This is a genomic window from Arenibacter lacus (assembly GCF_008711145.1).
Lineage (GTDB): Bacteria > Bacteroidota > Bacteroidia > Flavobacteriales > Flavobacteriaceae > Arenibacter > Arenibacter amylolyticus.
On record NZ_VVIN01000157.1, the window covers coordinates 1 to 1,573 of the forward strand.

Here is a 1,573-nt window from a genome sequence, read left to right on the forward strand (position 1 = left end):
CGATACGGTTACCTTATACTTGGAATACAGGGAGCCCACCCTTAGCTTTCCTTCCTGCTCTTCAAAATAAAAGCCCCTGGCATTGAAAAAGGCGATATAGTCCCTGGGCGATTTCTCAAAAGGCGCCTGCATCCGTTCGGCGTAGCGATGGTAGGCCTGTAGGGCCAAGGTATCGAAACGCTCTCTATAGGTTGGTACCATAGCATTATAGAGTTTCGGAAATACCATAGGTAGAAATAGGGCGGTTGGACCCGGCTTTATCTCTTTGGCGGATTTGTCATGCAGCAGCCCTTCCAACAGTTTTTCGTTTTCACGTGCAAAACCAGGAGGGGAATAGGGGTTTGCACTCGTCTGCAGTAGGGTACTGCCTAGATCCAATGGCACTTGGTGGAACTTGGAATTCGCATAAGTCAGTATTCCCTCATTGTATCGTACACCCAAACTTTGTACAAGCGCACCAAGGATCTCCCTTTGGTCCAGGGTACGTTGGAACAGCTGGTCCCTGGCCCGTTGAATAAGCTCGGCCTTCTTTTGCAATTCCTGCTTTTCCTTATTCATGGCGGAGGTATATAGCTTCTCACTAAAAGGGTAGTAGTGGGAGTCGATCAACTTCCATAAGGTTTGATCATCGGTATGCAGGTATTTCTTAAGGAAGAGAAAACGATCCGATTTCATCATTTCCCTAACCAAAACATCTATAGGAGTTTTCAGGATATGCTCCGAAAACAGGGGCTTGTACCTCAGTTCCCTATAGGTCTTCTGGTAGGCTTCCCTTAAGCAGCGTTGGAACTCCAGTTCCAATTGCTTGCTATCCATGTACATTTGGGTGTGTTCGGTTTGGAACAAATCGGGGTTCTCATGGATACCAAGACCAGTGGCGATCTCGTCGCTCCGCAGCACATAGCCCGATTTATCGTGTATGGTGAAATCCACCACCCGCCCCTGATCGTTGTAGTTTAGCCTACAATCGAGCTTTTGATGGGAGCCTAAGATTTCGGGGAGGTGATCGGGACGGAGGGTCTTAAATAGTTTATAGGTAGTTTTTATTTGTTTTTCCAAACGCTTTTTCACCATGGGCAGTAAGGCCGATTGCTTGTTACGCTCGAAGACTTGTTGGAGTTTGGGACCGGAGAACTGGGGGTGTACGGTATAGCCCCCAATAAAACGGGACCGGTATCCTTCTTTGGTCGCAATGCCATAAGCTACTCCTACCCTACCCGAACGTTCCACTACCTTCAGCTGAATATGGTACTTTTCCAGTAGTATGGCAAGCTGTTCAAAACTCCGCACCTTATGTTTTTGCAGGGTGTTGTTCAAAATGTCCTGCATATAGTATCGGACCCCGTTACCATCTTGGGGATTAAGCTGGGGCGTTTCCAGTTTGGGAAGCTCTCGGACCGTTCTTTTTTCCGGGGAGGGGGAAAGTCCAAATTCTTTCTCCAGGTACTTCTGGGCGGCCATGCTTCTTCTATAGTCAAAGGAAAGGTTGATCTGGCTGCAGTCTTCCCTAATGGTACTAGAGACGATGTGCACGTGTTCGTGCTCGGTATCGTGGTGCCGTACCACAATATAA

The 1,573-nt window shown here is 47.9% G+C and carries 1 protein-coding gene; it reads right to left on the reverse strand.

Going from position 1 to position 1,573, the window contains the following annotated elements; translation table 11 throughout:
• A partial coding sequence (locus tag F1E73_RS16900) for a relaxase/mobilization nuclease domain-containing protein (protein WP_150452649.1) occupies positions 1 to 1,573 on the reverse strand: 1,573 nt, incomplete at both ends.